Source organism: Acidimicrobiia bacterium (assembly GCA_016650365.1).
GTDB lineage: Bacteria > Actinomycetota > Acidimicrobiia > Spongiisociales > JAENVV01 > JAENVV01.
Genome location: JAENVV010000099.1, coordinates 35,084 through 41,556, shown reverse-complemented (window position 1 = coordinate 41,556; position 6,473 = coordinate 35,084). Strand labels below are relative to the sequence as shown.

Genomic DNA, 6,473 nt, shown 5'->3' with positions numbered 1-6,473 from the left:
GAATTGCCTGGCGATGCTGGCGTCGGATGATGACTGGCGAGTTCGGAGCCATGACGTAGGGAGCGGCGGCCAACGTGACCGTCAGCTTGGGTTTCACCCAGAACGCCGACGAGGCGAGGATCCCGATGTGCGAGACCTGGCTGCCGAGCTTGCGGCCGACCAATAAGGCTATGGCCCCGCCCATCGAATGCCCGACCAGCACCGGATCGTCCAGCTCGGCATGCTTGATGATTCGGATGATGGCCTCGGCGGCCAGGTCGAGGGTGAAGGGCCCTCTGAGCCGCGAGCGACCATGACCGGGGAGATCGACCAGAACCATCGTCCGGTCGGTCTTCCAGACGATCGTCCACCAGGCCGAGTCACCCGTCCGTCCCCAACCGTGAATCAATACGAGCGGTGGTTTATGGGGATCTCCTGTGATTGTGCGGTAGGAGATGGTGCCGAAGGTGGTCGGAATCGTGTGCAGGGTTCCGGGGAGGACGGGCGACGCAGGCGGATATCGGTCGAGTTCATCGACCGCCTTCTGATATCGGGCCCAGCCGTAGGCAAACAGCATCGAAGGTATGGCAGTGATCGCCAGCGTCTTTTTCATACTCATCTTGTGGAAATTATCGACCATTCTCGGGCATAGCTGAGCGCTTATCGGTCATGGCTCTACGGTGACGTCCAAATCGGTAGGTCGACATCGCAGAGGGTGTTGAGTTCGTTGGCGAGTTTGGCGGTCGACCAGATTCCCGCGGTGAGCGTGACCTGGAGCTCGGCCCCGTATGCCACGAATGTCGCCCGGTTGATCTCGTCAAGCACCGATGCGTTCTCGGAGATGGAAACAACCACGGCCCGAACCGTGGCGATGTCTGATGGGTCGATTTGTTCGTAGGCGGCCGTGACCGGGTTGCAGAACGAAGCCCGGTCGACATCTGATGGTCCGGCTGCCGGTGAGTTCGAACAGGCGGCCAAGACGACGGCGGTGATCAGAAGGCATCGTTTCATGGACATAGCGTACGCCTGCGAAGAGCGCCGTCGGTGTCTTTCGGCGACTCGCCGTTCGGCCGAAACCCGCGGCCCTTTAGGGCAATGAGGCACTTCCGGGAGAGGTGACCATGGCATTTCCTGCCCGGGTAGCCGTATATGCGGATGTACGCATAGGTCCTTTGGCCTTACGACCTGGGCCGTTTTGGCGTAGTACTGGGATTGTAAATGATGCATAATTCAGCTTGTGAAATAAATCACAAAGTCATAGATCTCAACAGTAGATCGCAAGCGGTAGGAAAGGATCGCACCATGAACAGCCGCATGAAGAAGTTAGGTTATGTGCTGGCAGTCGTCGGCCTAGGATTTTTGATCGGAGCGGGAGTCGCTTTGAACATGACCATGGCCGGGAATCGCTCTTTGCAGAAATTCGCCGAGGCCCAGAACGTAACCCTGAGCTACAACGAAGAGGGTCAGCTAGTCGACCGGGGCGCCACCGAAGGCGCAGACGCCATCATGACGTTGCTCACCGATGACTGGGGCTACCCGGTCGTCATGTCGCAGCTAGACCCAGCCGACCCGCTCGTCAATACGCCGAGCGAGTACATGTACCAGATGGCCACCATTGGGTATCACACGTTGCATGGCTCGACCACGATTGTCCTGGACGAGGATGTTGAGTACAACGGCGAGACCTTCAAAGCTGGTACGTACGACGTTCCCACCGAAGGCAAGTACTGGACCGATTTCGACCGGGAGCACCCGCTCGAAGGACCGGCCCGTGCCGCGGTATGGACGGGTACGGCTCACGGCTTGATCGCTGAACTTGGCGTAGGCACCGTGACGGCATCGGCGCTACAACTTGCCACCGCTCTGGCTGGCTTGTTCGCCGGCGTTGGGTTGGTTTCGATGCTGACCGGTTTCGGCCTGGTCTGGGTTGCCAAGGAAGAGGGCAAGAAAGAGATCGTAGAGCCACGAGTTCTGGCTGGTTCAGGCGTCTAACGACGTCTCGCGATCCCGCTAGTGAGAATCCCGGGCCTGGCCCGGGATTCTCTTGTGTCTGCCCATCGACCATCATGGAGACATGCTCGACATCACCTACCCCGATCTACCGATCACCAACCGGCGCGACGAGCTTTTGGCGGCCATCCGTGACCATCAGGTCGTCGTGGTGGCGGGGGAGCCCGGGTCCGGAAAGTCCACCCAGCTTCCGAAACTCTGCCTGGAACTCGGTCGCGGGCAAAAAGGTCTCATCGGGCACACCCAGCCCCGTCGAATAGCGGCTCGTTCGATCGCTGAACGGGTGGCGGAAGAACTCGGCTCTCAGCTCGGTGACCTCGTCGGATATACGGTGCGGTTTACGGATCAGGTGGGAGATGCCACCCGGGTCAAAGTCATGACCGATGGGATCCTCCTCAATGAGACCCATCGCGACCGCTTGCTGTCCAGGTACGACACGATCATCATCGATGAAGCGCATGAGCGCAGCCTCAACATCGACTTCTTGCTCGGCTATCTCAAAACCGTGCTTCCCAAACGACCGGACCTGAAGGTCATCATCACGTCGGCCACCATTGATACCGAGCGATTCTCGGCTCACTTCAATGGGGCTCCGGTCGTGGAGGTATCCGGTCGCATGTACCCGGTTGAGGTTCGATATCGGCCACTCGACGACCCCGGCCGCGACGAGGTCCGTGATCAACCTGAGGGGATCTGTGACGCGGTCGTCGAGCTCGTCGCCGAAGGGGACGGAGACATACTGGTGTTCTGTGCCGGCGAGCGAGAGATCCGCGACGCCGTGGATGCCCTTGAGGAACTCGATCTGTCTCACACCGAGGTCGTTCCAATGTTCGGTCGGCTGTCGGCGGCCGAACAGCATCGGGTCTTCGAAGCGCACACCGGTCGCCGGATCGTTGTCGCCACCAACGTTGCCGAGACCTCGCTCACGGTGCCGGGGATCAGATTCGTCGTCGATTGTGGAACTGCCCGGGTGTCGCGCTTTTCAAAACGAACCAAGGTGCAACGGCTCCCGATCGAGCCCATCTCACAGGCGTCTGCTTCCCAGCGGGCCGGAAGGTGTGGGCGGCTCGGTCCGGGCGTTGCCATCCGGCTGTACTCACTGGATGACTTCGAGAGCCGTCCGGAATTCACCGATCCCGAAATCTTGCGGACCCAGCTGGCGTCGGTCATTCTTCAGATGGCGTCGCTTGGCATCGGGGAGATCGAAACATTCCCTTTCCTGGACCCTCCGGACGGCCGCACCATACGCGACGGGGTGGCTCTCCTCGTCGAACTGCAGGCGGTTGACCCGGACCGCATTGGCACGACCCGTTGGGTCACAAATGTTGGGCGGACCCTTTCCCGGCTGCCGGTTGACGTTCGGTTGGCAAGGATGTTGGTCGAGGCGGACCGCAACGGTTCGCTCAAGGAAATCCTCATCATCGTTTCGGCGCTCGCGATTCAGGACCCGCGCGATCGGCCGACGGGTGAGGAGGCGAAGGCAGATCAATTGCATGCTCGTTTTCGGGATGAGCAGTCCGATTTCGTGACCTGGTTGAATCTGTGGCGCCACCTCGGTGCGGAGCGTAGGAGCCGATCTTCCAATCAATTCCGCAAGATGTGTCGCGAGGAGTTCCTCAACTACCGGCGGGTTCGTGAATGGCAGGATGTCCACAGCCAACTAGCCAGGGCGACCGAGGATCTCGGGATGAAACGCGTCAAAGTTGCGGCGAGTCCCGAGCAGATTCATCAAGCACTGCTGGCCGGGTTGCTATCCCAGGTCGGCACGAAGGACCCGGAAAGCTACGAGTACCGCGGGGCGCGCGGGGTGAGATTTGCGATTTCCCCGGGGTCGACGTTATTCAAGCGCGGTCCGGCGTGGGTGATGGCGGGCCAGCTTGTCGAAACAGCCCGGATGTGGGCCCGTCAGGTGGCCGGGATCAGTCCGGAAGAAATCGAGAGGGCGGCTGGTCATCTGGTCAAACGAACCCACTCGGATCCGTGGTGGGACTCGACCCAGGGTGCCTCACTGACAAATGAGTCCGTAACTCTGTATGGCCTTCCCTTGCAGACGACCCGACCAGTTCAATTTGGTCGGATCGATCAGGAGCAAGCACGGGATCTGTTCATTCGTCACGCCCTGATCGTCGGCGAATGGGCCGCCACCCACGACTTCGTCGAGCACAATCATGCGGTCATGGCTGAAGCGCTTGAGCTCGAGCGTCGTTTCCAGCGGACCGACCTCCTCGTCACGGATGAAACGCTGGTCGCGTGGTTCGCCAGCCGCATCCCGAGCGACGTGACGACGGTGCGACATTTTGATCGTTGGTGGAAGGATGAGCGTCACCGGCGACCCCGGCTACTACACCTGAGTGTCAACGATTTGCTGGATCCGGATGTCGAGACGCCGAATGCTCAGGACTTCCCCCATACCTGGGTTTACGGAGATCTTTCGCTTCCCATCCAATACCTCCAGGACGGAGGAATCCAGGTTGAAATCCCGCTGACGGCCCTTGAGCGCGTCGAAGCGGGGGCTTTCGGATTTCTGGTTCCTGGGCTATTGCCGGAATTGCTCGACTCCATCGTTCGGGGACTTCCCAAGGGTGTGCGCAAAGTGGTTGCGCCCATCGCCGATACCGTCGAGGTCATGGTGGTCGCGGCCCGGATCGCTGACGCCGACCTGGCTACTTTCGTCCGGTCGGAGGTGCAGTCGAGGGCCGGGGTGGTCGTGTCGCACGACGACCTGGGTTTGTCTGCACTGCCAGATCGGCTCCGGACCACCTTCAGTATCCGCGACGACGAAGGCCGAGAAGTCGCCAGGGGATTTGATCTCGCCATGATCAAGGAAGAGTTACGAAGCCGTTCCCGCGCCCGTATGTCCGATAGTAATCATCCGCTGGAGCGATCCGGTGTCACAGCGTGGGACTTCGGCGAGTTGCCGAGGGAACTCGATCTCGGTGACGGAACCCTCGCCTATCCGGCGATCGTTGACCAAGCCGAGACTGTGGGTATTCGCCTCGTGGCCAGTCGCGACGAGCAAGGGGCAGCCAGCTGGGCCGGCATGAGGCGGTTGATGTTGCTGAGCCTGCCGCTGGCTCACAAGCTCATCAGGCTTACGAACGAGGAGAAGCTGGCTATTGCGGCGAGCCCGTATCGGTCGGTCGGGGCTTGGAGCGACGACTGCCTCCTGTCGGCGCTCGGATCGATACTCCTCGACTTTGGATCGATGCCTTTCGATGAGGCGACGTTCATGGGGCTGATCGATCATGCCAAAGACCAACTTGATGACGCTCTCACCGAGACCGTCGATGTGAGCCTCGTCGTGCTGGAACGGTATCGCTCGGTCCTCAGACAGCTCGCCCAGACCCCGGCCCGTTATGGCGAGGCCGTCAAGGACATCACCGACCAACTGGATCAGCTGGTTTATGCCGGGTTCGTAGCCGAATTGACGGTTGAACGAATCGGCCACATCGGCCGGTACCTCGAAGCTGTCGCCGTGCGGCTGAGCAGATTGGAAGGTAATCCAGAACGGGACCGCCGCCAGATGGGTCTGATCCAAGAACTCGAAGAAGATCTGGCGGCGGTCTCAGCGTCAGTAGGGGTTCACTGGCCGGGTCGGGAGAGTGAACTCGTTGATATCGCCTGGTCCATTCAGGAACTCCGGGTGAGCCTGTTCGCTCAGTCCATCGGAACCGATGGGCCGGTTAGCGAGAAACGAATCCGCTCCCGTCTGGATGACCTCCGTTAGTCGTCGCTGCCGTGGTCACCACCGTGATCATCGTCGTGATCATCGTCGTGATCGTCGTCATGGTCGTCGTCATCGTCAGAGCCCCGGTTGGATGAGTCGTCGTCATCATCGTGGTCGTCGTCGGAGTCATTGATCGATGAGTCGTCCTGGTTGTTGTCGATGTCATCGCTACTGTCGTCGTCGATAGTGGTGCTGGTGACGGTCGACGTGTCGGTCATGGCGTTTTCGACCATGGTCGTGTCTGTTGTGACAGTCGTCGTTTCGTCGTTGATTCGATCCCGAACCCGGATTCGTATCCCGCCGTCTTCGAGCTCCGCGTTGAATTTAATCTCACGGTTGCCGTTCGAGAAATTGACTTCGATCTCCTGGCCCGATGTCTGTTCGCTAAAGGCAGTCCACGGATCATTGGCATCCGCCGAAGTGAGCCTTAGCGATGAGCCGTCGTAATTGATCGTCACACTTCCGGCTTCACCAACCATATAGGTCGTGGGGCCGACCACTGCGGCGTCCAGAACGCTCGTGTCTGACGATGAGGTGGTCGTGACCGTTGATGTGTCTGGCATTGACGTGTCTGGCATTGATGTATCCGAGGCGAAGGTGATGGCGGTCCTGGCATTGTTGGTTGTGGCAGGCATCGCGTTGGCGATGCCGAAAACGAGCATGCTGGCAACTGCGGTCAGCACTCCGATGAGAGTCATTCTTCGATACATGTGTTTGCTACCTCCTGGTGGTCTATGGCAACAGAATGCCCTATCCA

General features: G+C 59.8%; 5 protein-coding genes. 2 read left to right on the top strand and 3 right to left on the bottom strand.

The window, feature by feature from the left end:
- Together JJE47_05815 and JJE47_05810 are read right to left on the bottom strand one after the other, a co-directional pair.
- Nucleotides 1-598 (bottom strand): alpha/beta fold hydrolase (locus JJE47_05815; protein ID MBK5266935.1); only part of this gene is annotated, 598 nt, incomplete at its 3' end.
- 56 nt (nt 599-654) lie between these two features.
- On the bottom strand, nt 655-990 hold the full coding sequence (locus JJE47_05810; protein ID MBK5266934.1) for a hypothetical protein: 336 nt from the start codon (nt 988-990) through the stop codon (nt 655-657).
- A 291-nt stretch (nt 991-1,281) separates the two neighbouring features.
- Between JJE47_05810 and JJE47_05805 the strand changes: the two genes are divergently transcribed.
- Together JJE47_05805 and hrpA are read left to right on the top strand one after the other, a co-directional pair.
- The gene (locus tag JJE47_05805; protein ID MBK5266933.1) at nt 1,282-1,971 is read left to right on the top strand and encodes a hypothetical protein; all 690 of its coding nucleotides are present in this window, start codon (nt 1,282-1,284) and stop codon (nt 1,969-1,971) included.
- An 82-nt stretch (nt 1,972-2,053) separates the two neighbouring features.
- Complete coding sequence (gene hrpA, locus JJE47_05800; protein MBK5266932.1) at nt 2,054-5,716, top strand: ATP-dependent RNA helicase HrpA; 3,663 nt, start codon at nt 2,054-2,056, stop codon at nt 5,714-5,716.
- Here the strand turns inward: hrpA and JJE47_05795 are convergent.
- Entirely contained in the window at nt 5,713-6,426 is a 714-nt protein-coding gene (locus tag JJE47_05795) for a hypothetical protein (protein MBK5266931.1), read from the bottom strand. The two genes, hrpA and JJE47_05795, sit on opposite strands and share 4 nt — an antisense overlap.
- Between the last annotated feature and the right edge of the window lie 47 nt (nt 6,427-6,473).